Origin of the sequence: Sutterella sp. AM11-39, assembly GCF_003472385.1 — a bacterium.
Taxonomy (GTDB): Bacteria; Pseudomonadota; Gammaproteobacteria; order Burkholderiales; family Burkholderiaceae_F; genus Duodenibacillus; species Duodenibacillus intestinigallinarum.
Genome location: NZ_QRLV01000024.1, coordinates 1 through 2,724, shown reverse-complemented (window position 1 = coordinate 2,724; position 2,724 = coordinate 1). Strand labels below are relative to the sequence as shown.

Genomic DNA, 2,724 nt, shown 5'->3' with positions numbered 1-2,724 from the left:
CTTTGCGTAAGATTCGGGCACATCCACTACCCACAGATATGCCCGAAGCCTCATTTTTTTTATTTCAGCTTCCGACTGCAGTTTTTGGAACTTTCAAAATTCTGGTTAGGTGGAGGGCGTTTTGTGAAGTTCAATTAACCTCTTTAGATTCAATCGATATGCCGATAGGTTAGGAAAATTTTAGAGAGGACAGAGAGTCTTTGTTAAATCAAATATTGTGCCACTGTGTTGATAAGAAAAAAGAGCGCAGGCACTGCAACCGTGTTCTGCGCTCCTCTTTCCCATCTCAATAGCTGAGCGTTTGAGAAGGTGCTTTTGTGGTCTTAGAAGTTATATCGGAAACCAACATTGAACAGATAAGGATTATCAATGTCGCCGCCCGAGGTGCGTTCAAGTTCGCCATACGCAAAGGCGTTGTCGCCCAAACGGAACTGTGCACCAATGCCGTAACTCACCCAGCCGCCACCAAGGTCTTCGCGCAAGGCGACTGACTCATAACCGTTGCCAGTCGTGCCAGATGCTGTGCCGTCAGCGTCGCCCAGGAAGTCATACGAGTAGGAAAGCATCGCGTAGATCGTGCCAGCTTTTTCCGGGAAGTCAAAGCCAGTACGAACGCCCACGCGCGTAATCAGGTTCTGGTAGTCATCCTGTTCGATGCGAACATCGTTGGCGGCTGTTGCATCATCACCAGCCACAAATCCGTAGGTCAATTCAATCTGCGGTTCGATATAGGCGCGGTCTTCCATGAAGCGGAACATGTGGCCGCCTTCCAGGGAAACGCTAAAGGCATTGTTGCTTGTATCCAGGATCATGTTGCCGGCTGTGATGTCATTCTTGAGATATCCGTAGCGGGCAATCATGTCGAGGTAGGAACCGTTGTCAGCCATGTATGTGGCATAGGCAGCAAGACTGTAGGATTCACCTTCGGCCTGACCATTTACAAGATCGGCATCCGAATCCGTGTAGGAGAAAGCGGCACCGACGATCCAGTTCGGATTGACGCGGTAATCGCCGCCAACCTGAATCGTGGTGTGGTCCATTTCGATAGCACTGTTTTCACCCCACTCGGAAGCGCCGCCGTAAACGCGAGCCCATGCGCCGATGGTGGATTCAGAGGCACGAATATCGCCCAAGCGCTTGGTGAGATGGTTGATCTCGTTGCGCCACTGAACCAAAGACATGGCACTTATTGAGCTGAAGTCGGCGAGCTTCGTGTTTTCGGTATAGGAGCCAGCACCTTCGCCGTTATTACGAGTCCAAGCTCCTTTGAGATCGCCTTCCTTGACAGTTTCAACAGTTTGGAGATGCGATTCTTCGCCTCCCGTAGAATCAACTGTTACCGCGCTGAGGTTCTTTACATTATCTTCAGTGAGCTCATCTGATGTGACTCCCTGATAGCTGACGCTCATCGTAGGCGTTTGATCTCCTTCGAGCTTCGTAACGGTTCCTATTTCGATTTTGGCAGAAGACAGATTACCAACTTCGTCTTTTGTGACGACCGAATTGATAGTGCCGCCAGTGCCACTCAGCTTCTCGACTTTAACAACTTGGGAGCTATTTTCCGTAAGGTTGATAATGCCGTTGTTAAGCGTCAAATTATTAAGAGCTTGATATTTTTTATGTACTTGTACGCCTTGACCCGTAGTTTGGTCGGATTCATTGATGGTTCTAGGTGTCCATTGAGCGCCATTCGCAAGAGTAACCTTTAGATTCGAAGACGAAACTAAAGCGGGATTATCCTTGCCATCCGACTCCGCATCTTTCGGATAGAGTGCATAGACGTTGCCATTCCACTCGGAGTCTGAACCATTGAGGTACACATTAACGTACGCATCAATGATCGTTCCACTATTCTCATGTTTGCCGGGTGTTTCAAACCCGATGTCTCCATTGATGATTACAGTTGAGGTCTCATTGCCAATGTTTACTGTTGAGTAACCACGAACATCAATCGCTGTTCCTTTGCCCTCATTCGCAGTCAGCTCGATGCGATTTGCATTCAAGTTAACAGTACTGTTTGAAAAAGCAATAATTGACGAACCTGCAGAGTTTATTGAAATATTATCTGCTGTAATCGAAACGGTTGCAGCATCTACAGGAGCTTGAACCTCTTGAGTATTTGATTGAGCCCAAATACCAACGCTGCTTGATGTAATCTGTACTGAGTTTTGAGCTTTAATTTCAACAAGATTACCCTGACCGCTACGACCGTTAGGGGTAAAAGCACTGATTGCATCAGAGGTCGCAGTTGAATTAATGACGACATTTTGTGTTTGATCGTTACCAATGTATACTTTGCCGCCTTTCGTGGCTAATACAGCGTCTCCCACAGAGTCATCAACATTAATTACAATCTCTTGTCCTTCGACTCTTTTTACTTTATTATCATCAGATGAACCGTCTGCCAAAATTTGCGATTTTATCGGCTCGGCAGAAACGGCAGGGGTAAAAGCTATTGATACTACGGCTGCTGCAAGAGCTGCGATTGGTTTCATGTACATGAGGTACCTCTCTTTTGGTCATACACTGTTGGAAAGCGCCTTAAAGTTGAAAACATAAACTTTGTGCGCGCGGCTATTGTGCCCCCCCTCCGAGGTCCTGTCAAATTTTGGCTCTTCGTGCATAAGTGTGGGTAAACACCTCGAGAATCTACCTCCCCACGGGACTGTCTAGCGACACCACGGGGCGGTTCGGTAGCGGGATATCCACGTTCGAGCAAATCAG

Annotated in this window: 1 protein-coding gene; it reads right to left on the bottom strand. The window is 47.6% G+C overall.

The features are described from left to right. Nucleotides 1–323: 323 nt before the first annotated feature. A complete protein-coding gene (locus DW133_RS09925; RefSeq protein ID WP_118276497.1) occupies nucleotides 324–2,501 on the bottom strand; it encodes an autotransporter outer membrane beta-barrel domain-containing protein in 2,178 nt (725 codons plus the stop codon). Nucleotides 2,502–2,724: the final 223 nt, after the last annotated feature.